The sequence below is a fragment of the Lysinibacillus sphaericus genome (assembly GCF_000600105.1).
GTDB classification, from domain to species: domain Bacteria; phylum Bacillota; class Bacilli; order Bacillales_A; family Planococcaceae; genus Lysinibacillus; species Lysinibacillus sphaericus.
In genome coordinates, this window is the sequence record NZ_CP006837.1 from 1,009,689 (window position 1) to 1,032,792 (window position 23,104).

General features: G+C 39.0%; 22 protein-coding genes. 19 read left to right on the plus strand and 3 right to left on the minus strand.

The window, feature by feature from the left end; genetic code table 11:
• Positions 1 to 31: 31 nt before the first annotated feature.
• Positions 32 to 1,726 (minus strand): Rqc2 family fibronectin-binding protein, encoded by a 1,695-nt coding sequence (locus tag T479_RS04595; protein WP_025218773.1) that lies wholly within the window; start codon positions 1,724 to 1,726, stop codon positions 32 to 34.
• Positions 1,727 to 2,030: 304 nt separating this feature from the next.
• Here T479_RS04595 and T479_RS04600 point away from each other — a divergent pair, with 304 nt between their 5' ends.
• From T479_RS04600 to spoVM, 15 genes are all read left to right on the plus strand, one after another.
• Positions 2,031 to 2,906 (plus strand): YicC/YloC family endoribonuclease, encoded by an 876-nt coding sequence (locus tag T479_RS04600; RefSeq protein WP_024362092.1) that lies wholly within the window; start codon positions 2,031 to 2,033, stop codon positions 2,904 to 2,906.
• 43 nt (positions 2,907 to 2,949) lie between these two features.
• On the plus strand, positions 2,950 to 3,567 hold the full coding sequence (gene gmk / locus T479_RS04605; protein WP_024362091.1) for a guanylate kinase: 618 nt from the start codon (positions 2,950 to 2,952) through the stop codon (positions 3,565 to 3,567).
• A gap of 4 nt (positions 3,568 to 3,571) precedes the next feature.
• The gene (gene rpoZ / locus T479_RS04610) at positions 3,572 to 3,799 is read left to right on the plus strand and encodes a DNA-directed RNA polymerase subunit omega (RefSeq protein WP_024362090.1); all 228 of its coding nucleotides are present in this window, start codon (positions 3,572 to 3,574) and stop codon (positions 3,797 to 3,799) included.
• Positions 3,800 to 3,930: 131 nt separating this feature from the next.
• The gene (coaBC, locus tag T479_RS04615; RefSeq protein ID WP_025218774.1) at positions 3,931 to 4,938 is read left to right on the plus strand and encodes a bifunctional phosphopantothenoylcysteine decarboxylase/phosphopantothenate--cysteine ligase CoaBC; all 1,008 of its coding nucleotides are present in this window, start codon (positions 3,931 to 3,933) and stop codon (positions 4,936 to 4,938) included.
• Entirely contained in the window at positions 4,935 to 7,349 is a 2,415-nt protein-coding gene (priA, locus tag T479_RS04620) for a primosomal protein N' (RefSeq protein ID WP_025218775.1), read from the plus strand. The genes coaBC and priA overlap by 4 nt, the downstream gene beginning before the upstream one ends.
• A gap of 122 nt (positions 7,350 to 7,471) precedes the next feature.
• Complete coding sequence (gene def / locus T479_RS04625) at positions 7,472 to 7,966, plus strand: peptide deformylase (protein ID WP_024362087.1); 495 nt, start codon at positions 7,472 to 7,474, stop codon at positions 7,964 to 7,966.
• 1 nt (position 7,967) lies between these two features.
• On the plus strand, positions 7,968 to 8,909 hold the full coding sequence (gene fmt, locus T479_RS04630; protein ID WP_024362086.1) for a methionyl-tRNA formyltransferase: 942 nt from the start codon (positions 7,968 to 7,970) through the stop codon (positions 8,907 to 8,909).
• A complete protein-coding gene (gene rsmB / locus T479_RS04635) occupies positions 8,906 to 10,267 on the plus strand; it encodes a 16S rRNA (cytosine(967)-C(5))-methyltransferase RsmB (protein ID WP_024362085.1) in 1,362 nt (453 codons plus the stop codon). Before fmt ends, rsmB begins: the two co-directional genes overlap by 4 nt.
• Positions 10,267 to 11,409, plus strand: coding sequence for a dual-specificity RNA methyltransferase RlmN (gene rlmN / locus T479_RS04640; protein ID WP_024362084.1), 1,143 nt, complete (start codon positions 10,267 to 10,269; stop codon positions 11,407 to 11,409). Before rsmB ends, rlmN begins: the two co-directional genes overlap by 1 nt.
• Positions 11,410 to 11,415: 6 nt before the next feature.
• Positions 11,416 to 12,165 carry a Stp1/IreP family PP2C-type Ser/Thr phosphatase gene (locus T479_RS04645; protein ID WP_024362083.1) on the plus strand — a complete coding sequence of 250 codons (750 nt, stop codon included), beginning with the start codon at positions 11,416 to 11,418 and terminating at the stop codon, positions 12,163 to 12,165.
• A 2-nt stretch (positions 12,166 to 12,167) separates the two neighbouring features.
• The gene (pknB, locus tag T479_RS04650; protein WP_024362082.1) at positions 12,168 to 14,138 is read left to right on the plus strand and encodes a Stk1 family PASTA domain-containing Ser/Thr kinase; all 1,971 of its coding nucleotides are present in this window, start codon (positions 12,168 to 12,170) and stop codon (positions 14,136 to 14,138) included.
• An 11-nt stretch (positions 14,139 to 14,149) separates the two neighbouring features.
• Positions 14,150 to 15,034 carry a ribosome small subunit-dependent GTPase A gene (rsgA, locus tag T479_RS04655; protein ID WP_024362081.1) on the plus strand — a complete coding sequence of 295 codons (885 nt, stop codon included), beginning with the start codon at positions 14,150 to 14,152 and terminating at the stop codon, positions 15,032 to 15,034.
• 2 nt (positions 15,035 to 15,036) lie between these two features.
• Positions 15,037 to 15,705 carry a ribulose-phosphate 3-epimerase gene (gene rpe, locus T479_RS04660; protein ID WP_025218776.1) on the plus strand — a complete coding sequence of 223 codons (669 nt, stop codon included), beginning with the start codon at positions 15,037 to 15,039 and terminating at the stop codon, positions 15,703 to 15,705.
• Positions 15,702 to 16,355, plus strand: a complete 654-nt coding sequence (locus tag T479_RS04665) for a thiamine diphosphokinase (protein WP_025218777.1) — start codon at positions 15,702 to 15,704, stop codon at positions 16,353 to 16,355. Before rpe ends, T479_RS04665 begins: the two co-directional genes overlap by 4 nt.
• 18 nt (positions 16,356 to 16,373) lie before the next feature.
• Positions 16,374 to 16,478, plus strand: coding sequence for a stage V sporulation protein SpoVM (gene spoVM, locus T479_RS23480; protein WP_103977638.1), 105 nt, complete (start codon positions 16,374 to 16,376; stop codon positions 16,476 to 16,478).
• 119 nt (positions 16,479 to 16,597) lie between these two features.
• Here spoVM and rpmB read toward each other — a convergent pair whose 3' ends face one another.
• Together rpmB and T479_RS04675 are read right to left on the minus strand one after the other, a co-directional pair.
• Positions 16,598 to 16,786 (minus strand): 50S ribosomal protein L28, encoded by a 189-nt coding sequence (gene rpmB / locus T479_RS04670; protein WP_024362078.1) that lies wholly within the window; start codon positions 16,784 to 16,786, stop codon positions 16,598 to 16,600.
• Between the two features lie 207 nt (positions 16,787 to 16,993).
• Positions 16,994 to 17,734, minus strand: a complete 741-nt coding sequence (locus tag T479_RS04675) for an IclR family transcriptional regulator (protein ID WP_025218778.1) — start codon at positions 17,732 to 17,734, stop codon at positions 16,994 to 16,996.
• Positions 17,735 to 17,946: 212 nt separating this feature from the next.
• Between T479_RS04675 and T479_RS04680 the strand changes: the two genes are divergently transcribed.
• From T479_RS04680 to T479_RS04695, 4 genes are all read left to right on the plus strand, one after another.
• Positions 17,947 to 18,819 carry a dimethylarginine dimethylaminohydrolase family protein gene (locus T479_RS04680; protein WP_024362076.1) on the plus strand — a complete coding sequence of 291 codons (873 nt, stop codon included), beginning with the start codon at positions 17,947 to 17,949 and terminating at the stop codon, positions 18,817 to 18,819.
• 17 nt (positions 18,820 to 18,836) lie between these two features.
• Positions 18,837 to 19,598 (plus strand): dimethylarginine dimethylaminohydrolase family protein, encoded by a 762-nt coding sequence (locus T479_RS04685; RefSeq protein ID WP_025218779.1) that lies wholly within the window; start codon positions 18,837 to 18,839, stop codon positions 19,596 to 19,598.
• A 158-nt stretch (positions 19,599 to 19,756) separates the two neighbouring features.
• On the plus strand, positions 19,757 to 21,127 hold the full coding sequence (locus T479_RS04690; protein WP_052599552.1) for an amino acid permease: 1,371 nt from the start codon (positions 19,757 to 19,759) through the stop codon (positions 21,125 to 21,127).
• Between the two features lie 39 nt (positions 21,128 to 21,166).
• On the plus strand, positions 21,167 to 22,798 hold the full coding sequence (locus tag T479_RS04695) for a M20/M25/M40 family metallo-hydrolase (protein ID WP_025218781.1): 1,632 nt from the start codon (positions 21,167 to 21,169) through the stop codon (positions 22,796 to 22,798).
• The last annotated feature ends 306 nt before the right edge of the window (positions 22,799 to 23,104 follow it).

A 23,104-nucleotide genomic window follows, 5' to 3' on the forward strand; every position in this document is an offset into this window, starting at 1 on the left:
TTCTCTTTTGTCCCAGCCTCTATTGCTATTATTAAGACTGTTTCTTTAATTGTAAAATAACCGTTTCGTCGGGATCTATAAACAATGTTTTTTGTTCGAAGTAAATAACGAATCCTGGTTTGGCACCATTAGGTTTTTTCACTTGTCTTATTTCTGTATAATCTACCGGAACAGAAGATGAGTCACGTGCTTTTGAGAAATAGGCGGCAAGTGTTGCAGCTTCTCGCAATGTCGTATCATCGGGATTAGCGTTGTGAATGACTACATGAGAGCCCGGTATATCTTTTGTATGTAGCCAAATATCTGTACGCTTTGCTATTTTAAATGTCAGCATATCATTTTGCTTGTTGTTTTTCCCTACAGAAATGGGCGTTCCTGTAGATGATAGATAATGTTCGGGTTCAGGTTTAAGCTGTTTTTTCTTTTTCTTAGCGTGACGAAGTTTTAAATAGCCCTGTTCCGCTAATTCTTCACGAATCTCTTCGATATCACCAGGCGATGCTTGTTGCACTTGTTGCGCTAACATCTCAAAATAAGTTATTTCTTCTCTCGTTTTTTCGAGTTGCTCTTGCACCATAATAAGGGCATTTTTAGCCTTCGTATATTTCGTGTAATAACTTTGTGCATTTTCAATCGGTGTTTTACGCTCACTTACCGGAATCGTCACTTGTTCAGCAGATTCACTGTAATAGTTTGTGACGGTCACTTCCTTCACACCTTTTTCAAAAGCGTAAATATTGGCCATCAATAGTTCCCCATACAATTGGAACTGATCTAGTTTGGAGGCGCGTTCATAGTCTTTCGTCAGTTTTTTGATTTTTAATGATAGTTTGTCGATTTCGTTTTGTAACCAGCGTTCTAAATCACCTGCTTGTTGCTTCACACGATCTCGCTCTGCGCGAGCAAAGAATACACGGTCAAGAAGCTCATGTACATTTGGGTAGGCAGTTTTCTCTCCTTGTAAATGTGTTAAAGCAATTGGGGAGAAGTATGTTTTACCATGCGCGTAAACATACATCGGTTCTTTGCCACCATCATTAAAATCTGCCATAAAGTCCTTGAAGCATCCGACTTTGTTTGACGTGGCGGTTAAGCGAAATAATAACTCCTCTGCATGTAATGGAGAAAAGCCAATAAATTGCGACACAATATCTTTAGCGGTTTTTGGCTCTGCGAAAAATGCAGCTAGCTGCTCATCATCGACCGTAAGAGGTTGCCATTTATTTTGTGCAGGTGGGGCGATATAAGGCTGTCCTGGTAATATTGTTCGGAAACTATTCATCGAAGGTGATAAATGTTTCAAACTGTCGATAATTTTATTTTGTTCTGTATCAATTAATAACAGGTTACTATGGCGACCCATAATTTCTGCATGTAGTTCCCGTACAATGGGATCACCGATTTCATTTTTACTTTGGATTTCTACTATAATAATACGATCTAACTCATGCTGTTTAATAGAAGAAATAAAACCACCCTCTAGATGCTTACGTAAAAGCATACAAAACATAGGGGGCTCAGCAGGGTTTTCAATTGTTTGCTCTGTAAGATGTACACGTGCATAGGAAGGGTGGATAGAAAATAATAATTTATGGTTCCCTCCATTTGCACGGATTTGTAAAACAACTTCCTGAGCGTTAGGTTGATGTATTTTCGTAATACGACCTGTTACTAATTTTTGTAGGTCTGTTGTCATTGAATAAGTAAATAAACCATCAAATGCCATTTTAATTCCTCTTTCCAACGATATATTGCATCATTGTGTTTTCGTATTTGCGCTGAAAAGGTCTGCTAAAACGAACTACAATGGTGCAATTCATAATTTTATAAAGTGTTCCCAAAACAGCCATTTCAAGCACGAATGCTTTTTTAGTATGTTTATCATAGCATTTTTTAGGTGAATATTAAAATATAGCTTCAGATGTGGTAGAATTAATTTTTGCTCTAGCGATTTTTTTGTGGAGAGACGTCATAAATGACGGAGCTTATGTTATAATTATCCCAGTATGCAAAGAAAGGTGTGACGAACCTTGGTGCGTAGTATGACTGGTTTTGGCAGAGGTGTCACAACAACAAGAGACTTTCAGTTAACCGTAGAAATACGCTCGGTCAACCATCGTTTTTTAGAAATTCATGCAAAATTTCCGAAAGAATGGCTTGAAGCAGAAGTTTTTGCGAAGAAATTAATTTCACAAGCTTTATCCCGAGGGAAAATTGATGTGATGGTATATGTAAAAGATTTAGAAAATGTCGAGCAATCTATTGAAATTAATTGGTCATTAATTGAAGCGTATCGTAAGGCAAAAGAACAATTAGCAAGTAAAGTACCGCTAGAAGAAAAATGGACGATGCAGGAGCTACTAGCGCTTGAGAAAGCATTGGTACAAGAAAAGCCGCAACTAACGCCAGAAGATTTATTAGGTGCTGTGGAACATGCGGTAACAGAAGCCATTGGACAGTTGATTCAAATGCGTGAGCGTGAAGGGCAAGAATTGCAAGATGTTGTTGTACAATATAAAGAACAGCTAATGGAACAAGTGAATCAAATACGTTCATGTTCTTCACTTGCTGTTGAAAAATATCGTACACGTTTAGTAGAACGGATTGCTGAAATTGCAGAAGTAGCGCTTTTAGAAGATCGTTTACTCGCAGAAGTAGCGATATTTGCAGAACGAGTGGACATAACGGAAGAATTGGATCGATTAGATAGTCATTTTAACCAACTGGAAGAAACGTTACTAGAAACCGTTTCAATCGGGCGTAAATTAGACTTTTTAATGCAGGAAATCCATCGTGAAATCAATACGATAGGTTCTAAAAATCAATCGACAGAAGCAGCCGTTGCAGTAGTTCAGGCAAAAACAATTTTAGAAAAGATGCGTGAGCAAGTTCAAAATATCGAATAACATGCCTGCATCTGTTATAAATTAAGGGAGATATAGAGAATAAATGATAAAAGAACGTGGATTATTAATTGTTCTGTCTGGCCCGTCTGGTGTAGGAAAAGGGACAGTGCGAAAAGAATTATTTTCTCAACCGAATACGAATTATGAGTATTCCATCTCAATGACAACACGAAATCCTCGCGAAGGTGAAGTAGATGGTGTAGACTATTTTTTCAAGACACGTGAAGAGTTTGAAACGTTAATTGACCAAGGTGGCTTATTAGAACACGCTGAATTTGTAGGCAATTACTATGGCACGCCGTTAGCCTATGTAAATGAAACACTTGATGCTGGTCGTGATGTATTTTTGGAGATTGAAGTACAAGGAGCAGCACAAATTCGTAAAAAAGCACCGGATGCCTTATTTATTTTCTTAGCCCCTCCAAGTTTAACGGAATTAAAAGATCGTTTAGTTGGCCGTGGGACAGAAACAGCGGATGTTATTGCAAAGCGTATTGCAACTGCAAGTGAAGAGCTTGAAATGATGAGCTTATACGATTATGTAGTTGAAAATGATGAAGTGACAAATGCCTGTGATCGTATAAATGCGATTATTAAAGCCGAGCATTGTCGAAGAGAACGTGTTGAAAAAAGATATTTGTCAATGTTGAGAGGAGAATAAACCAATGTTATACCCATCAGTAGATGCCTTAAAAAAAGAAATCGATTCAAAATATTCTTTAGTAAGTTTAGCATCAAAACGTGCTCGTCAAATGCAAGAAGTAGAAGGTACTGAGCGCCTACACAAATATGTTTCCTATAAATATGTAGGAAAAGCACTTGAAGAGGTAGCAGCAGGTGTACTTACAAAAGTATCACAGGATGAGTCCGCTGTGTACGAAGACGAAATCTAACATTGATGGTATAAAGCTTTTGCCAAGTTAATGTTAAAATCTGCAGTGATTTTTTGATTATACAAAAATGCCGAGAGCTCCCGAGGAAATTGTCCTTTGGGAGCTTATCGTTTGAAAGGACGACATTGTAGATGAATAAAAATATTTTACTTTGTGTTTCAGGTGGTATTGCGGTTTATAAAGCTGTCGCGCTAGTGAGTAAACTATCGCAGGCGGGTGCCCGTGTAAAGGTCATTATGACAGCATCAGCCCGGCAGTTTGTCAATCCGCTAAGCTTTCAAGTCATGTCAAAAAATGATGTCTACTTCGATACATTTGATGAAAAAGATTCGAATGTCATTGCCCATATAGATTTAGCTGACTGGGCAGATTTAATATTAGTCGCTCCTGCAACTGCCAATGTGATTGGCAAACTAGCAAACGGTATTGCAGACGATATGGTAACAACGACATTACTTGCTACTACTGTACCTGTTTGGATTGCACCCGCGATGAATGTCCATATGTATGATCATCCAGCGGTAAAGCGTAATTTGGCACAACTAGCAACAGATGGTTATCAATTTATCGAACCGTCAGAAGGCTTTTTAGCATGTGGCTATGTTGGGAAAGGTCGTTTAGAGGAGCCAGAGAAAATTACGGCACTTGTGCAACAGTATTTTTTCGCTCCAAAGCCATTAGCAGGACGAACGGTGCTTGTAACAGCAGGAGCAAGTTATGTCCCTATGGATAATCAGCATGTAATTAGTACAAAGGCCAATGGTAAGGTTGGACAAGCGTTAGCGAGAGAAGCGCAAGCACTAGGGGCACATGTCATTCTTTTAGGTGAAGAAGCAACAAATGCGTATGATCTTATAACGCAAGTAGAGAACGTTAAAAAGCAAAACGCACAGCTCTTATTTATCCACGCAGCCAACATACCAACAATTGAAAGTGCCCCTACTCTATCCATTGCAGGTACAGAGGCAGTGACATTTGGACAAAAAGTGCTAGGGAATCCGGTGTTACAAGTAATAGCCGATGAATGGATTGACTATAGTCAAACAGCAACAATAAACGGACAAATTGTCAATATTTCAGATACGACACAATTTGCAAAAGTTTTATGGCAGCATATATTACAAGGTGAGTCGCAATGAACGTTTTATACGCAGAGATCATAGTGGATGTTTCAACATACCATGTAGATCGCTCATTTGACTATGCGGTTCCTGTAGAATGGGTAGCTGTTATAGAGAAAGGCTGTCGTGTAAAAGTACCATTTGGACCGAGAAATGTACTAGGATTTGTTGTAGGTTTAAAACATGAGACAGATGTTCCAACTAATAAAATAAAGCCGATTGCTCAAATTTTAGATATAGAGCCTGTTTTTACTGAAGAAATGTTGTTGATGGCAAAGTGGCTTAAAAATGAAACAATTTGCTATGAAATTGATGCTTTGCAAGTAATGCTACCCTCCGCATTACGAGCTAAGTATGAAAAAATCGTCAAATTACTCGATCATCAAACGATTTTGCCAATGGCTGTCCAACAAATTTTTGGGAAGCGACAACAGGCAAACTTTAAGGAATTTGAACGGGCAGGATTATTGCCACTCTTAAAAACGTTAATTGCCGATAAAATTGTAAAAATAGAAAATGTCGTGAAGCAACAAGGCAATGTAAAAGAAGTTCGTATGGTAAAGATAACTGAGGACGAACAAGCATTAAGCAATGCTATGCAAGAGGCATCAAGAGCTGCGAAGCAACGTTCTTTAATTGAATGGATGGCTTCGCATTTAGGTGAAGTTTTTACACCACAGCAAATTTATGAAGCAACTGCTGTCTCGGCTGCTGTATTACAAGCGGTTATTGAAAAAGGCGCAGCAAGTTTTATACAAGAAGAAGTGTATCGCGATCCTTTTACAAAGGATGTTGCACGTACACAGTCCTTACAATTAACGGACGAACAAGCAGTTGCATTAAAAGCAATTACGCATTCTATTGAGACACAATCTGCTGCCACCTTTTTATTGCAAGGTGTTACAGGTAGTGGCAAAACGGAAGTTTACTTGCAAGCGATTCAAAAGGTTTTAAATGACGGCAAGGAAGCTATTATGTTAGTGCCTGAAATTTCGTTAACGCCCCAAATGACGGAGCGTTTTCGTAGTCGTTTTGGTGAGATGGTTGCCGTGATGCATAGTGGGTTATCTGTTGGAGAGAAGTATGATGAGTGGCGTAAAATTCAACAAGGGAAAGTAAGGGTTGTAGTAGGTGCCCGTTCAGCAATTTTCGCACCCTTTACTAATTTAGGGCTAATTATCTTAGATGAAGAGCATGAATCGACTTACAAGCAGGAAGATTCACCCCGTTACCATGCGAGAGATGTAGCCATTTGGCGAAGCCAATATTACCGTTGTCCTGTTATTTTAGGTAGTGCGACACCCGCTCTTGAGTCATATGCCCGTGCGAAAAAAGGGGTCTATACACTATTAACGTTAAAACAGCGTGCGCTGCATCAAGCAATGCCAACTGTATATGTTGCAGATATGCGAGAGGAACTTCAAAAAGGAAACCGCTCGATGTTTTCGGAACTACTAATTGAAGGGATACGAACGCGACTTGAACGACGAGAACAGATGGTGTTGTTTTTAAATCGAAGAGGATATTCGTCCTTTGTGCTATGTCGTGATTGTGGGACGGTCGTGCAATGTCCGAACTGTGATATTTCATTAACCTATCATCGCACAACGGAAAAACTTAAGTGTCATTACTGTGGTTATGAAGAGCATGTGCCACAAATTTGCCCGCAATGTCAAAGTGAGCATATTCGATATTTTGGTACAGGGACACAAAAGGTAGAAGAAGAAATCTACAAATTATTTCCAGAAGCAAGGGTATTACGAATGGATGTTGATACAACAAAGCACAAGGGGGCACATGAAGAGATTTTGCAAGCATTTGGTGAGGGGCAAGCTGATATTTTACTCGGTACGCAAATGATTGCAAAGGGACTTGATTTTCCTAATATTACACTTGTTGGTGTGCTTAGTGCCGATACATCATTACATTTACCAGACTACCGTGCTGCGGAGCGGACTTTCCAATTACTTACACAGGTAAGTGGTAGAGCAGGTCGTCATGATAAAGCGGGTGAAGTCGTAATCCAAACTTATACGCCTGAGCATTATGCAATTGAATTAGCTAAAGTACAAGATTACGAGCCATTTTATGAACGGGAAATGTTTTTACGCCGTCGTTCGGGCTATCCACCTTATTATTTCGTTGCACTTATACAAGTATCGCATGAAGATGTCATGATGGCAGCAGAGTATGCAGGACGTGCAGCAGATTGGCTTCGAGGAAATTTATCCAATCAAGTGTCCATTATTGGCCCAACAGTTGCGAGTATTAGCCGCCTCCAAAATAGATATCGCTATCAATGTTTGATAAAATATAAAATTGAACCAAATCTGATACCTGTCTTGCAACGTTTACTTGCGATGTATCGAGCAGAATGGATTAAACAGGGGATATTAATGACGGTTGATTTAGACCCGTCTACGATATAAAAAGGCGCAATAGCTCTTTTCGAGCAAGCTTGACTACCGCATAATGGATTTAAATGGCGATTTGCCTAAGAGTGAAATGAAGGCAAGAGAGCGTCTTATATAATAGAAATGAGGAACGAAAAATGGCGATTAAAAAAGTAATCGAACATCCAGCAAAAGTATTATCTACACCATGTGCTGAAGTAACAGAAATTAACGAAGATATTATTGCATTACTTGATGATTTATACGACACGATGGTGGAATATGATGGCGTTGGGATTGCCGCACCACAAATTAATGTTGGACTACGCGTGGCAATTGTCGAGCTAGGTGAAGAAAGAGATATTTTAGAAATGATTAACCCTACTGTTATTAAAACAGACGGAGCAGAAGTGGATATCGAAGGGTGTTTAAGCTTCCCAGGATTATATGGTGAAGTTGAACGTCCTGATTATGTGAAAATTGAAGCTTGTGACCGAGAAGGGCGTGTCTATGAGCTTGAAGCTGGTGGCTTTGAAGCGCGAGCGATTTTACATGAAATCGATCATTTAGATGGTATATTATTTGATTCTAAAATTAAGCGCATTGTGACAGAAGAAGAGCTAGAAGAAATGTACGCAGAAGAGGAGGAATAATATGACGTCAATTATTTTTATGGGGACACCTGATTTCTCAGCGCCAATTTTGCGTATGCTACACAATGAGGGCTATGATATCAAGGCTGTTGTGACGCAACCAGATCGACCAGTTGGGCGTAAGCGAGTGCTAACACCGCCACCTGTTAAAGCAGCAGCATTGGAATTAGGATTGCCTGTTATTCAACCAGAAAAGCTACGTGGCTCTGAGGAATTACAGCAAATACTGGATTTACAACCGGATATCGTTATTACAGCAGCTTTTGGGCAAATTTTACCGAAAGAATTGCTCGATGCACCGCCGCTTGGCTGCATTAATGTGCATGCCTCCCTTTTACCGAAATATCGAGGTGGAGCGCCAATTCACCAAGCTATTATCGATGGTGAAAAAGAAACAGGCGTAACGATTATGTATATGGCGGAGAAGTTAGATGCAGGCGATATCATATCTCAAAAGGCAATTGCTATTGAAGAAGATGACCATACAGGTGGTCTATTTAATAAACTAAGCGTTGTAGGGTGTGAGCTATTAAAAGAAACACTTCCTTCTATTATTAATAGAACAAATAGCCGGACAGTACAAGATGAAACACAAGTGACATTTGCCAGCAATATATCGCGGGAACAAGAGCGAATTGATTGGGCAAAGGATGCCACGACTCTCTACAATCAAGTGCGAGGATTACACCCTTGGCCAGTAGCCTATACAACATTTGAAGAAGGTAACTTTAAAATTTGGTGGGCACAAGTTGGACAAGCGAAACATAACGTGACACCTGGTACAGTGGTAGCAATTGCAAAGGATCATTTTGAAGTTGCGGCTGGCAATGGGACAGCGCTAGCATTATACGATATTCAACCAGCAGGAAAAAAACGAATGACGGCAGAGGACTATTTGCGAGGCACAGGTTCGAAATTACAGATCGGGGACCAATTTAAATGAGTAAAAAAAGCGTAGTAATTTGGGATGGCAATGTACGAGATGCCGCACTTTCTATCCTACTAGCAGTAGATAAAAACCAAGCATATAGTAATTTACTTTTACACGAAACGATTAAACGCCATAAAATAGAAGCAAAGGATCGTGCACTTTTAACAGAAATTACGTATGGGACGCTTCAATATAAAATGACCCTTGACTACTATTTAGAGCCATTTATTCGTGGTAAACTAGATCATTGGGTGCGTTGGCTACTGCGTTTGTCGTTATATCAAATGCACTATTTAACACGTATACCACCGCATGCAGCCGTAAACGAAGCGGTAGAAATTGCAAAACGTCGTGGACACCAAGGTATTGCTTCGACAGTAAACGGTATTTTGCGTTCTATCTTGCGTCAAGGCGTAAGAGCAATAGAGGATATAACAGATCCTATCGAACGTCTTGCTATTGAAACGAGTCATCCACAATGGTTAGTTGAACGCTTTGTTCATAATTATGGTCTGGAAGTAGCGACAGCAATGCTTCACGAAAATAATGTTCCGCCGGTGCAAACGGTGCGCGTCAATAGAACCGTGGCAACACCAGAACAAGCGATTGCCAGTTTACAAGCGGAAGGCTTAACAGTACAGCAAAGTGACCTAATGCCAGAATGTCTTCATGTTACAAATGGGCAACCTGCTCGTACAAAAGCGTTTCAAGATGGTGTGATTACCATTCAAGATGAAAGCTCCATGATTCCTGCAAATGTGTTGAATCCTTCTCCAGGTATGCGCGTCTTAGATATGTGTGCAGCACCAGGTGGTAAAACGACGCATCTTGCGGAGAAAATGGGCAATAAAGGTTCTATTTTGGCAACGGATTTACACCCACATAAATTAGATTTAATCGACCATAATACAGAACGTCTAGGACTGGATATTGTAGAAACGGCTCCGATTGATGGACGCAAGGCTCCAAACTTTTTACAATTGGAATCGTTCGATGCGGTGTTAGTCGATGCACCATGTAGTGGCTTAGGGGTTATGCGTCGTAAGCCGGATATTAAATATACGAAGCGTGAAGAGGATTTAGAAAATCTTCAAAAAATTCAACTGGCGCTACTTGATGCGGCAACGAAAGTATTAAAACAAGATGGCAAGCTTGTCTATAGTACATGCACAGTCGATAAACAAGAAAACGAAGGCACTGTTGAGGCCTTTTTAACAGAGCATCCAGAAATGGAAGCTATACAACTAGAATCTTTACCAACAAAATTAGCGGAAAAGCAAGCAAATGGCATGCTTCAAGTCTTTCCACAAGACTTCGGCAGCGATGGTTTCTTCGTCGCGGCCTTTCGTAAAAAAGGAGAATCCAACTAATGGTGGATCAAGAGCAATTTAATGAACGTATTAATGATTTAGTCGAGGAAGCGGAAGATCAGCCTGTTCGACGAGCGAAAAAAGAAAAACCGAATTTAAAAGAATCCATTTATTCATTACAACCGCACCAATTAGAAGAATGGCTAAAAGAAAATGGGGAAAAAGCATTCCGCGCTGCACAAATTTTTGATTGGCTATACAATAAACGAGTAAAAACATTTGAAGAAATGTCTAATCTATCTAAAGCATTACGTGACAAGTTAGAGGCAAGTTTTGCTTTAACAACATTGTCAACGATTATTAAACAAGAATCAAAAGATGGTACGATTAAATTTTTATTCCAATTACAAGATGGCTATTCCATTGAAACAGTTTTAATGCGCCATGAATATGGCAACTCTGTTTGTGTCACAACGCAAGTGGGCTGTCGAATTGGTTGTACGTTCTGTGCATCTACGTTAGGTGGTTTAAAACGCCATTTACTAGCGGGGGAAATTGTAGAGCAAGTTGTCAAAGTACAGCAAGCTTTAGATGAAGTAAACGAACGCGTATCTCATATCGTTATTATGGGCATAGGCGAACCTTTCGATAATTACGATGCTATGATGAATTTCCTAAAAGTAATCAATCATGAAAAGGGCTTAAACATTGGAGCACGTCATATTACCGTTTCAACATCGGGCATTGTACCAAAGATTTATCAATTTGCTGATGAACAGCTTCAAATTAACTTTGCCGTATCCTTGCACGCACCGAACCAAGAGGCGCGTCAAAAACTAATGCCTATTGCACGTGCCTACAAATTAGATGAACTGATGGAAGCCGTTCGTTACTATACGAAAAAAACAGGACGTCGTGTTAGTTTTGAGTATGGTTTAATGTCTGGTGAAAATGATTCAGTTGAAGTGGCAGAAGAATTATCTGCTCTTATAAAAGGGATTAAATGCCATGTGAACTTAATTCCTGTAAACTACGTACCAGAACGTGATTATATTCGCACATCTCGTAGTAAAATTTTTGCTTTTGAGAAAACATTAAAGAAAAATGGTATTAACGTAACAATCCGTAGAGAGCAAGGTTCAGATATTGATGCGGCTTGCGGACAATTACGTGCGAAAGAGAGATCTGAAGAAACGAGGTGACCAGTGATGAAATACACAGTCGAAAGTGATATTGGTTTAAAACGAGCAATTAATGAAGATCGCGCTGCATTTTTTAAACGTCCAGATGGCCTCGCACTCGCACTTGTGGCCGATGGCATGGGTGGTCATAATGCTGGTGATGTAGCGAGTGATATGGCAATGAAACAGATGGAAACGGTATTTTTACAAGCAGAGGCACATCATTTTGCAACTATGACATCAAAAAAAGAATGGTTACGACAAGCAGTTAAGCTTTTAAATACAAATATATTCAACTATTCTTTATCACATGAAGACTGTAAAGGAATGGGGACGACGTTTATCGCCGTGTTAATTGAAGGGAATTATTGCTTCATTGCACATGTAGGTGATAGTCGCGTGTATTATTTCTTTGATGATGGCGCACAACAAATAACAAGAGATCACTCCTATGTTAATGTTCTGCTTGAAAATGGTGAAATTAGCGAAGAGGAAGCATTGACGCATCCGAAGAAAAATTTCATTTTAAAAGCTGTTGGAACAGAGGAAACTATTGAACCAGACTTTTATGAAGTAGAGCTAGCGCCAAAATCGTATTTACTCATTTGTTCTGACGGTTTAAGTAATAAACTATCAGTGTATGAAATGGCATCTATCATTACCTATCCAGATGTAATTGAAGAAAAAGGGCGAAAGCTTGTGGAACTAGCAAATGCAAGCGGGGGGGAAGACAATATCTCCCTCGTGTTACTCACAAGGCAAGATGAGGAGGTGTAAGTATGCTTGTAGGAAAACGAATTAGTGACCGCTATAAAATTATAGAACTCATTGGTGGCGGAGGCATGTCCAATGTATACTTGGCGCATGATATGATATTAAATAGGGACGTAGCGATAAAAATATTACGCTATGATTTTACCAATGAGGATGAATTACATCGACGTTTTCAACGTGAGGCACTTTCAGTTACAAGCCTTACACATCCGAATATTGTTAGTATTTATGATGTAGGTGATGATGGAGACTTACATTATATCGTCATGGAATATGTTCAAGGAAAGACGTTAAAGCAGTACATACAGGAATTTGCACCGATTTCTCCTGCTCGAAGTGTGCATATTATGAAGCAATTAACGTCAGCGATTGCCAATGCCCATGAAAATCATATTATTCACCGTGACATTAAACCGCAAAATATTTTAATGGATGCGGAAGGAAATGTGAAAATAACGGATTTTGGAATAGCTATGACGCTAAGTGCCACATCTTTCACCCAAACAAACTCTGTGTTGGGCACTGTCCATTATTTATCACCAGAGCAAGCACGTGGTGGAACGGCAACAAATAAATCAGATATTTATGCGCTTGGAATTGTCTTATATGAATTACTTACTGGCGAATTGCCGTTCTCTGGTGAGTCGGCTGTTTCAATTGCCCTTAAACATTTGCAATCAGAGACGCCATCTGTTCGAGCATTTGATGGTACCATTCCACAAAGTCTTGAAAATGTCGTTTTAAAGGCCACTGCTAAAGATGCATCCCATCGCTATGCTACGGTAGAAGAAATGCAAGAGGACTTGGAAACAGTATTATCATCAGCTCGTATCAATGAACCAAAATTTACAATTCCTATTGATAATGATGCGACAAGAGCTATCCCAATCATTAAGGAACAGTTTATCCGAAAAGATGAAGATTTGACTAAAACAAGAGCAATGGAACCTATCGCACAAAAGAAGGTAGAAGCGAAAAAGCCTGTTGAAAAAGTAGAGCCGGTCAAACAAAAGAAAAAGTGGCCAAAGTATGTGGCAGGGTTATTCATCGTCGTGATTGCGATGTTCCTTTTCTTTTTATTTGCAACAGATTTATTTAGTCCGAAAAAAATTGCTGTACCTGATGTGACCAATTTAACGGTAGAAGATGCGACAAAGAAATTACAAGAAGCTGGCTTTGTTGTTGCCGAACAAAAAGAAGAGCGAAATTCTGAAGATATTGAGAAGGGCAAAGTCATTGAAACCGATCCAGAAAAAGATGCGAAGCGTGTTAAAGGAACTGAAATCGAATTAATAGTTAGTCTTGGTGTCGAAACAGTTAAAATTGATGACTATACTGGACAACAAATTAGTCAAGTTGAAGCTTTGTTAAAGGATAAGTTAATCATCCAAAAAAATTATGTACATTCCAAACTGCCTGAAGGGCAAATTATTGAGCAAGATCCGCAAGAAGGAGCAGAAATAATCGCTAAAGATGCAACGATTACATTTACGATTAGCCAAGGTGTAAAAATGATAACAGTTGATAGTGTAGCGAATTATACGAAAGCTCAAATGGATGATTACGTAAAAAGAGTAGGGCTGAAATGGCGCACTGTTCGCGAAGAGTATAATGATACTGTTCCAGCAGGTAGTGTAATTTCGCAAACGCCAAAACCAGGTACCAGCTTAATGGAAGGTGATACAATTGCAGTTGTTTTAAGTAAAGGACCTGCAGAAAAACCAGTGAAAACATTTATTAAAAATGTTTTAATTCCATATGAGCCGACTGAAGAAGGTGCTGAACAAGTAATCCGCATTGAAATTCAAGATAAAAATCATACAATGGTGAAAGCTTTTGATGAATTCACCATTACTAGTGACCAACAATACAAAATACAACTTGTCATTGTAGAAGGCGAAGAAGCGGCTTATAAAATTATCCGTGATTCAGAAATTATTGAGTCGGATAGTTTTAATTACGATGATGTTAAATAAGGGGGAATTGGATGGCGCATGGCCAAATCCGTAAAGCGTTAAGTGGTTATTATTATGTTTACGATGGGAAGGAACTTATACAGTGCCGAGGACGTGGCGTCTTTCGCAATCGGGGAGAATCGCCACTCGTCGGTGATCTTGTAGAGTATACACTTGAAACGGAAGGCTCGGATGGTACGATTCAAAAAATTATTGATCGTCAAAATGAACTAGTTCGTCCGCCAATCGCCAATATCGATCAAGGCATTTTAGTGTTTTCAGTAAAAGAGCCGAACTTCAATACGATTTTACTGGATCGTTTTCTAGTTGTTTTAGAGTCATTTCATGTCCACCCCATTATCTGTCTGACGAAGATGGACTTATTACAAGACGATGAGCGTGAGGAATTACAGGGCTATATCGCAGATTATGAAAACATAGGGTATACGGTGCTTCAAACTTATAAAGGCGAAGAAGAGTTAGTAGAACGTCTTCAGCCGATTTTAAAAGGAAAGACATCGGTGCTTGCGGGACAATCTGGTGTTGGGAAATCGACGCTTCTCAATACGTTAATACCTGATTTAAATTTAAAAACAGGCATTATTTCACAGAGCTTAGGGCGAGGAAAGCATACGACCCGCCATGTTGAGCTGATAGAAGTATGTGATGGTTTATTGGCGGATACGCCTGGCTTTAGTTCGTTTGATTTTGATGAAATTGAAAAAGAAGAGCTAGGGGCATGTTTCCCAGAGATAACGCGAATTGCTGAGGATTGTAAATTTCGAGGCTGTTTGCATTTAAAAGAACCAAAATGTGCGGTTAAAGTTGCAGTCGAAGCTGGCGAAATACGCGAGTACCGTTACAAACATTATGAACAATTTATGCAAGAAATTATGGATCGAAAGCCGAGGTATTAATCATGATACAAATAGCACCATCAATTTTAGCAGCAAACTTTGCTAAACTAGGAGAAGAAGTAAAAGACGTAGAACGAGCAGGTGCAAAGCTTATTCATATCGACGTAATGGACGGTCATTTTGTACCGAATATTTCATTTGGGTCCATTGTGTTGGATGCGATTCGTCCTTTAACTGATTTACCATTAGATGTTCATTTAATGATTGAAAATCCAGATCAATATATTGAACAATTTGCCAAAGCAGGAGCAGACTATATTACGGTACATGTAGAGGCTTGCCGCCATTTACATCGTACAATTCAATTAATTCGTTCTTACGGTGTTAAGCCAGGTGTCGTTTTAAATCCACATACACCGATTGAAACGATTCAGCACGTTTTACAAGATATTGATATGGTGTTATTCATGACAGTGAATCCTGGATTTGGTGGTCAAAAATTCATTCATTCTGTTGTACCTAAAATTGAAGCATTATCCACAATTATTAAAGAGCGTAATTTAGACGTTGCGATTGAAATTGATGGTGGTATTAATGCCGAAACAATTGTTCCATGTGCAAAAGCAGGTGCCACTATTTTTGTAGCAGGTTCAGCGATTTATAGTAAAGAAGATCGTACAGCGGCACTTCAAGAGATTTTAGCTGCTGGTGAGGTAGCGATTAAAGGATGACTACTGTTGTCGTTTGTGCAGGCGGTCCGAAAGAGGAGCTATGTTCCTTTGATGCGTATAGTAGACAACATGATATTCTATTTATTGGTGCGGACCGAGGTGCACTGTATTTAATTGAGCAAGGTATTACACCGCATGCTATTGTTGGCGACTTTGACTCGTTATCACAAGAGGAATATCAATATGTTATGAAACATGCGGATGATGCCCAACGCTTCCGTGAAGAAAAAAATGAAACCGATACGGATTTAGCGCTGTTAAAAGCGTTAACCTTCGCTCCTAGCGAAATTGTGTTAACAGGGGTTACAGGTGGGCGCTTAGATCATTATGAGGCAGCTGTGCGTTCCATTTATCGATTACAGCTTGAACATCCTGATCTTGTGTTGAAAATTATCAACCATGCGAACATGATACAGTTTTTGGTGCCAGGCACGCACACAATTCAAGCGGATGAGCGTTATCGCTATTTGTCTTTTTTTGCCCATGAGCAACCAATACAGGGCGTTACTTTAAGGCATGTAAAATACGAAACAACGAACGAAGAAATTTCGTTAGGTTCAACTCGATTTACAAGTAATGAAATAATAGGCACTTCAGGGTCTATATCCTTCACGCAAGGCATATGTTTAATGATAAGAAGCATAGATTAGCGTAAGGGGGAGAGAGTCCTGAAAGTATATACGTTCCAACTGCCGAAATTTGTTAGTAGCATTACGCGTACGTGTATTAATCTATTTAAAAAAGATAAGAAAGAAGCTAAAAAATCCGACTGATGCCAGTCGGATTTTTCCTGTTTAATAGCTATATAAAGGCGGTTGGTAGTGTGCCTTGAAAAATGAAAGAAAAAAATCGATTTACGCTTTATGCGAAATCGATTTTTTAGAAGCGGCTATTAAACGCGCTCGATTTTACCTGATTTTAAAGCACGAGCAGAAACCCATACACGTTTTGGTTTACCGTTAACTAGGATACGAACTTTTTGAAGGTTAGCGCCCCAAGTACGTTTGTTAGCGTTCATAGCGTGGGAACGGTTGTTACCAGTACGAGCTTTACGTCCAGTGATTACACATTGTTTTGGCATGTTGTATTCCCTCCTTACAGTTGATGCTGAAAGATTATTATTTCAGTTCGGTATTTCACATACCATAATAATTTAACATACCAAGTCGTTCAGTGCAACAGTTTTCACATAACCTTTCAAGAAAAAAACCTTTACAGGCAAAAACAGCTATGAAAAAACACTGAACAATGGGTGCTCAATTCATTGCACAGTGAATTTTTTAATAGATTACTTCCCACGATAACCAAGTTTTGTAGAGACGCGTTTTCCTGTTTCTACAAGACGTTGTGTAAGGAAGTTGATATGTTCTTCGCTGACGTTAAAGCTAACAAAACCGATACTGACTGCACCGATAATTTCTCCAAATCCATTAAAAACAGCTACAGCGACGGAGGAGGTACCTGCCGTTCGCTCCCCGTGGCTAATAGCAAAGCCCTGTAATCGAATTTGTTCTAACTGCGCTTCTAAGTCAGCTATTTCATCAATAGGAACGAGTTGCTGCATAATTTCCTTTGCTTCTACTGTCGGTAAAGAGGCTAACAACGCTTTATTGGCTGCCCCAATATGCATTGGAATGCGAATACCTAGTTGATCATAAATACGAATCGGGTTGGCTGCACTATCAATACGTTCGATAATAATTGTATCTAGCCCCGCAGGTTTGCTTAAATAAACACTTTCCTCAACTTCTCTTGCGAGTCTTTCTAATTCTGGTCTAATTTTGCTAATATAGTCCATCGTATCATACACTTGCAAACCTAACTCCATCCATATTGTGCCGAGACGATAATGCTTCGTTTGCGTGTCTTGTTCAATCATTCCTTGTGCAATCATCGCTTTTAAAATTCTATGTAATGTACTCAATGGTAAATCGCATTTGGTGGAAAGCTCTGAAATAGACAAACTGCCTTCGGATGCTTCTGAAGCTAACACTTTCGCAATTGTCATTGCTCGTTCTAATAATTGCATAATTGTCCCACCTCCTCTAATCTTATTTTATTTTTATTCTTCCTGTTCGTCTAGTTCCTTCGTTGTCGCCCATAGTTAGTTTTCTCTTTGAAAAAGATAATATTAAAATTTTTCTAAATATATTGACAGTATATCATAAAACGCCTATATTTTTTATATAAACTTTCCTCTTAACGGAAACGTTTTCCACTATACGGAAAAGGGGTGAAGGTATGCATTATTGTTCATCCATGTATGCACCTTTAAAACACGTAATTATTAAACATCCAAAAGACGCTTTTAAAAGCCAAGAGCATCTTGCGGATGAATGGAAAACTTTCAACTATTTATCAGAACCTAACTATCAGGAGGCTCTTACAGAATATGCTGAGTTTATAGCCGTTCTAGAGAAGTATGTTGAACAAATTGATTATTTACCAGCGTCAAATGAAGTAGGATTAGATTCGCTTTATGCGCATGATCCTGTAAAATTCACACCACATGGTGCAATTATTTTGAAATCTGGTAAAAAGTTAAGACAACCTGAGGCAGTTGTTTATAAGGAATTTTTACAAGACAAAGGGATTGCAATAATCGGTGAATTGTCGGGTGATGCTGTTTCAGATGGAGGGGATCTGGTTTGGCTTGATGACCGTACGCTTGCAGTTGGTCGAGGATATCGCACGAACGATGAAGCAATTCGTCAAATTAAGGAAATGACAGCAACTATGGTCGATGAATTTATCGTTGTGCAACTTCCGCATGATTTAGGGGAAGCAGAGTGCTTACATCTAATGTCCTTTATTAGTATGGTAGACAAGGATTTGGCTGTTGTACATTCGCGTTTAATGCCAGTATTTTTCCGTCAGCTTCTGATTGAAAGAGGAATTCAATTAGTGGAAGTACCAAAAGCTGAGTATGATACTTTAGGCTGTAACGTGTTAGCGTTAGCGCCGAGAGTATGTGTTATTCCTGAAGGTAATCCTTCCACTAAACAGCAGTTATTAGATGCGGGTGCAACGGTATATGAATATAAAGGTAACGAAATTACGGTAAAAGGCACAGGTGGACCTACATGTCTAACTTGCCCAGTAGTCAGAGGATAAAAAGGGAGACGGATGATATGTTTAAAAATGTGATTGTAAAAACACCAGGCAATAGTTTTGTTAACGGCTTAACAACAAGTGATCTAGGAAAACCTATTTTAGAAAAGTTATTTGAACAGCACGAACGCTATGTAGAAGCATTAAAAAAATGTGGTGTAGAGGTTACTCAACTTGAGGCAGATGAAGCTTTCCCAGATGCAACTTTTGTAGAAGATACGGCGGTACTAACTTCTGAATTTGCTATTATCACAAATCCAGGAGCGGCAGCACGCAATCGTGAAATTGAAGCAATTGAACCAGCAGTTAAAAATTTCTATGACAAGCTATATTATATTGAAGCACCTGGAACACTGGATGGTGGTGATGTTTTGCAAGCTGAAAAGAAATTTTATGTAGGTATTTCAGATCGTACAAATGAAGAAGGCGCACGACAATTTAAAGAAATCGTTGAAAGGGAAGGCTATGAAGCGACGATTATTCCATTACAAAATTTCTTCCATTTAAAAACGGGCATCGCGTACGTTGGACAAAATCGTATGGTTGTAGCTGGAGAGTTTATCGATCATCCAGCATTTGAATCTTATGAGAAAATTGTTATTCCACAACAAGATGAATACTCTGCAAACTGCATTAAAGTAAACGATACTATCATTATTCCAGCTGGTTATCCTGATACTAATCGCAAACTAAATGACTTAGGCTATCAAACGATTGAACTTGAAATGTCTGAATTTAGAAAGCATGATGGCGGATTGAGCTGTTTATCACTACGATTTTAAGTCAATAAAAAACATGCCCAATCAATTTGTAGGGGAAAATTGATTGGGTGTTTTAGTACTTTAAATATCTGAATATTTAATAATTTGACAAAATACGGAAATGGGGAAACACGTTGAGCAAAGGGGAGCAACAGCATAATAATGTATTGAAGCGTTCTATGAAGAGTCGACATTTATTGATGTTATCACTTGGTGGTGTGATTGGCACAGGTTTATTTTTAAATGTAGGTTTTACAATTAATCAAGCTGGCCCTGGTGGAGCACTAATTGGTTATTTATTTGGTGGTTTAATTTTATATATGGTGATGAACTGTCTGGGTGAATTGGCAGTGTATATGCCTGTCACAGGTTCTTTCCAAACATATGCAACACGATTTATCAGTCCGTCAGCAGGCTTTTCGTTAGGTTGGATGTACTTTGTTGGATCTGCTGCCACCGCGGGGGTGGAGTTTACAGCAGCGGGCATATTAATGCAGCATTGGTTCCCAAATGTGCCGATTTGGATATGGTGTGCTGTCTTTATGGTGCTTTTGTTTACATTAAATGCTTTAACAACAAAAGGTTTCGCAGAAGCAGAGTTCTGGTTTGCAAGCATTAAGGTAGTGGCTGTAATTGCCTTTATAATAATTGGTGTAGCTGCTATTTTTGGCTTGATTCCTTTGGCTGATCGGCCGACTCCACATTTAACGAATTTAGCACCGACAGGATTATTCCCTGCAGGCATTACGATTATTTTTGTCACGATGATGAATGTTATTTTCTCGTATCAAGGTTCCGAGCTAGTAGGAATTGCTGCTGGTGAAACAGAAAACCCAGAAAAAAACATTCCAAGAGCAATACGTACAATCTTGTTTAGAATTATCGTATTTTATATTGCTTCTATAATAGTACTGTCTGCCATTTTTCCATCATCTGAACTTGGGCTACTTGAAAGTCCTTTTGTTACATTGATGAAAATTGCGGGTGTTCCATATGCGGCGGGCATTATGAATTTCGTTATTTTGACAGCGATATTGTCTGTAGGGAACTCATGCTTATATGCTTCCACACGATTACTATGGTCGATGTCAAAAGAAGGCATGGCTCCAAAGTACTTTGGTCGATTAACAAAAAATAAAGTGCCATTAAATGCGCTTATTTTTACGATGCTATTTTCACTGCTATCGTTATTAACAAGTGTGATGGAAGCTGACGCAGTATTTGTGTTGCTTATGTCTATTGCGGGAATTTCGGTGACTATTTCTTGGATGGGTATTGCCATGTCTCAATTAATGTTCCGATACCGTTATGTAAAAGGGGGAGGCAATGTGGCAGATTTGAAATTTAAAACACCATTGTACCCATTAATTCCAATATTTTGTATTGTTTTTTGTGTCATTATATTAGTGTTTTTAGCGTTTGATCCGACTCAAAGAATAGGGTTGTTATATGGCATAGGGTTCTTTGTAGCGTGTATGCTATTTTATAAAGTGAAATTGAGTAAAGTGAGTACAATCACTTCTGACAAAGAAGAGTCACTGAATGCTTAATGGATATTTCATTTTTAGTGGATAAAGGAGATTTTAAATATGAACAATTATTTATGGAATACACCAGACAAACTGCGAGCATTATTATGTGAAATTGTAAGCTGGGAAAGCAGAACATTAACAGCAGGTGAAAATGAATTCGCCTTTAAATTAAGAGAGCTGTTGCAAACGCTTTCTTATTTTCAAGATAATTCTAACTTAATAGAACTGCATGATGCGGGACTCGGTCGCCATGCGGTTACAGCATTGTACAAGCATCCAACGGCTACTGAAACAGTAGTCCTAATTAGTCATTTCGATACGGTTCATACAGAGGAATATGGAGAGCTTGAGCCATTTGCTTGTCGGCCAGAAGAGTTGACGAGTATGCTAATGGAACCTAAATATAAAAAAGATTTGCCAGAGACGGCTAGAATTGATTTAGAGTCGGGTAATTATTTATTTGGTCGTGGCACAATGGATATGAAAATGGGACTCGCTTTACACTTGCAATTGATTGAAAAAGCGAGTATTGAACAATGGCCAATTAATCTAATTTTAACAGCGGTACCGGATGAGGAAGTCAATTCTGCTGGTATGCGTGCAGCCGTAGTTGAGTTAGTAAGGTTGCGTGAACAATACGGTTTAACCTATAAGTTATATTTAAATAGTGAACCTTCGTTTTCACAAGGGCCTTCTGATATAAATGAATATATATATTCAGGGACAATCGGTAAGATTATGCCGGCTGCTTTATTTTATGGAAAAGAGACGCATGTAGGTGAGCCGTTAAAAGGTATGACAGCCAACTATATTGCATCCTTTATGACACAGCATATGGAGTGGAATCCAGTTTTCCGCGAAACAGATCTCGGTGAAAGTACACCATTGCCAGTATCCTTACAATTAAAGGATTTAAAAATGGAGTATTCTACACAGACGCCATATCGTGCAGCCGCACTTTATAATGTATTTTTGTTAAAGCGGACGGCAACAGAGGTTATGGAAATTTTTGAACAAGTTGCATTGGAGGCAATGGCTGCTTGTAATATGCAATATAAGCAAATTTGTGAACGCGAACAAGTGCAAGGTGTTGGGAAAGTAAATGTATTTCGCTATGAGGCAGTTTTAGAGCATGCTATTCAAAAACTTGGCGCAGAGGAAGTAAAGCATATTAAAAACCAAGTGCTAGAAAATACAGCGTGGGATGATCGGGAGAAATCGATTCGTATTGTAGATCAATTGATGATTCGATGTCAGGAGCTAACACCAGCAACGGTGCTGTTATACGCACCTCCTTATTACCCAGCTATTAATTCTTCACAGCATCCGCTCGTCAAGCAATCAATCGAATTAATGAAGAAAACAGCCAAAACATTTGCTATTGAAGTCGAGCAAATACACTATTTCAATGGTATTTGTGATTTAAGTTATGTCAATTATTCAGATGATTCCAATGGCTGGGCTGCATTTGAGCGCAACACACCTGTTTATGGTGATACGTATAGTATTCCATTTGAAGCCATGTCTGCCTTAAAGGGCCCAGTGTTAAATGTGGGGCCATTCGGCAAAGATGCACATCAAAAGACAGAGCGTTTACATGTAGATAGTGCATTTAAAGAAATGCCTGTGATGATTGAAACACTTATAAAAAGCTTATATGCAGCAGAGAGTGAAATACCCGCGGAGTAGAGTGAAATACTCGCGAAAAGAAAGCGAATACCCGCGGAGTAAAGAGAGATACCCGCGAAAAGAAAGCGAATACCCGCGGAGTAGTGAAATACCCGCGAAACAACTGAAACACCAGTAGTAAAGAGAGCATCTTAGGTGTTAGCAGAATCCCACAAAAAAGCTGATGTATTTAAACATCAGCTTTTTTGTCTACCAATACATAGATATTTAATGACAATGTTTCGACCGTAACATTTAAGGAAATGCTGTTTAATAGGTCGTTCAGAACAGAGAACCATAAATGTTGCAAGCTAATTGGGTAGGAAT

What these genes read in the sequence shown, in the direction of transcription:
- T479_RS04595 (WP_025218773.1), bottom strand. Translation starts at nt 1,726, where the DNA reads ATGGCATTTGATGGTTTATTTACTTATTCAATGACAACAGACCTACAA.
- gmk (WP_024362091.1), top strand. Translation starts at nt 2,950, where the DNA reads ATGATAAAAGAACGTGGATTATTAATTGTTCTGTCTGGCCCGTCTGGT.
- rpoZ (WP_024362090.1), top strand. Translation starts at nt 3,572, where the DNA reads ATGTTATACCCATCAGTAGATGCCTTAAAAAAAGAAATCGATTCAAAA.
- coaBC (WP_025218774.1), top strand. Translation starts at nt 3,931, where the DNA reads ATGAATAAAAATATTTTACTTTGTGTTTCAGGTGGTATTGCGGTTTAT.
- priA (WP_025218775.1), top strand. Translation starts at nt 4,935, where the DNA reads ATGAACGTTTTATACGCAGAGATCATAGTGGATGTTTCAACATACCAT.
- def (WP_024362087.1), top strand. Translation starts at nt 7,472, where the DNA reads ATGGCGATTAAAAAAGTAATCGAACATCCAGCAAAAGTATTATCTACA.
- fmt (WP_024362086.1), top strand. Translation starts at nt 7,968, where the DNA reads ATGACGTCAATTATTTTTATGGGGACACCTGATTTCTCAGCGCCAATT.
- rsmB (WP_024362085.1), top strand. Translation starts at nt 8,906, where the DNA reads ATGAGTAAAAAAAGCGTAGTAATTTGGGATGGCAATGTACGAGATGCC.
- rlmN (WP_024362084.1), top strand. Translation starts at nt 10,267, where the DNA reads ATGGTGGATCAAGAGCAATTTAATGAACGTATTAATGATTTAGTCGAG.
- T479_RS04645 (WP_024362083.1), top strand. Translation starts at nt 11,416, where the DNA reads ATGAAATACACAGTCGAAAGTGATATTGGTTTAAAACGAGCAATTAAT.
- pknB (WP_024362082.1), top strand. Translation starts at nt 12,168, where the DNA reads ATGCTTGTAGGAAAACGAATTAGTGACCGCTATAAAATTATAGAACTC.
- rsgA (WP_024362081.1), top strand. Translation starts at nt 14,150, where the DNA reads ATGGCGCATGGCCAAATCCGTAAAGCGTTAAGTGGTTATTATTATGTT.
- rpe (WP_025218776.1), top strand. Translation starts at nt 15,037, where the DNA reads ATGATACAAATAGCACCATCAATTTTAGCAGCAAACTTTGCTAAACTA.
- T479_RS04665 (WP_025218777.1), top strand. Translation starts at nt 15,702, where the DNA reads ATGACTACTGTTGTCGTTTGTGCAGGCGGTCCGAAAGAGGAGCTATGT.
- rpmB (WP_024362078.1), bottom strand. Translation starts at nt 16,786, where the DNA reads ATGCCAAAACAATGTGTAATCACTGGACGTAAAGCTCGTACTGGTAAC.
- T479_RS04675 (WP_025218778.1), bottom strand. Translation starts at nt 17,734, where the DNA reads ATGCAATTATTAGAACGAGCAATGACAATTGCGAAAGTGTTAGCTTCA.
- T479_RS04680 (WP_024362076.1), top strand. Translation starts at nt 17,947, where the DNA reads ATGCATTATTGTTCATCCATGTATGCACCTTTAAAACACGTAATTATT.
- T479_RS04685 (WP_025218779.1), top strand. Translation starts at nt 18,837, where the DNA reads ATGTTTAAAAATGTGATTGTAAAAACACCAGGCAATAGTTTTGTTAAC.
- T479_RS04690 (WP_052599552.1), top strand. Translation starts at nt 19,757, where the DNA reads ATGAAGAGTCGACATTTATTGATGTTATCACTTGGTGGTGTGATTGGC.
- T479_RS04695 (WP_025218781.1), top strand. Translation starts at nt 21,167, where the DNA reads ATGAACAATTATTTATGGAATACACCAGACAAACTGCGAGCATTATTA.